The organism is Corynebacterium sp. HMSC062E11 (assembly GCF_001811845.1).
GTDB classification, from domain to species: domain Bacteria; phylum Actinomycetota; class Actinomycetes; order Mycobacteriales; family Mycobacteriaceae; genus Corynebacterium; species Corynebacterium hesseae.
This window is the reverse complement of sequence record NZ_KV806825.1, coordinates 1-768: the sequence shown is the minus strand read 5'-3', so window position 1 is coordinate 768 and position 768 is coordinate 1. Positions and strand designations below refer to the sequence as shown.

General features: G+C 56.4%; 1 pseudogene. It reads left to right on the top strand.

The features are described from left to right. Positions 1 to 466: 466 nt before the first annotated feature. Positions 467 to 768: pseudogene (locus tag HMPREF2822_RS09635) on the top strand (IS21 family transposase); the annotation flags it as partial.

Genomic DNA, 768 nt, shown 5'->3' with positions numbered 1-768 from the left:
CAACGCACTCTAAAACCGGAAGGGCCGCTTTGCGTATGAGGGCTACTTCCTCAGTCACGGCAGAAAGCGCGCACCGCGCTCCCCACACGTGAGAAAATCGAGCCTTCCTCTACAGCGGAGCAACAGTCTTACAAAGCGTCTCCTACAAGACACAGACAGCACAAGCATAACTGGAGCCGCTGCAGGGACAATAGGCCTGTCACCTTGGACCAACACACTGATATATGACCTATCGACCGCGCCCGCATCCGCCTCTTTCGGAGTCATATACCTTGGGCTCTTCCCCACGGCAATAGCATTCACCGCATGGGGATATATTTTATTGTTGCGACCGGCTATTTGGTAGCAGCGTCGTGACTTTCCGGTAGCGCTTCAGTGAGTATCCGGTAGCAGCTCACAGCGCTCAGGGTGATACTTCCGGTAGCCGCACCACCCGGGTGCGGCTCGTACTGGAAGGAGTCTGCTCATGACGGATTACCGTGCGGTGATGACGCTGCTGATTCAGCAGCGTTCTTACCGCCAGATTGAACACCAGCTCGGGTGCTCGCACCGCGCGATTTCACGAGCAAGCCAAGCACTGCGAAACCTTGGTCTGACCACCGTTGAACAGGTCGCGGCGCTGACGAATGACGAGTTGGACGAGATATTCGTAGATAGACGCAGTAGCGGGCAAGGCGAGTTCGTCCCGATTGACTTTGACGCGGTCGTTAAAGCACGCACAGGGCGGGTGAAGCTCACACTGCAAGTATTGTGGGCTCGCTACACCAC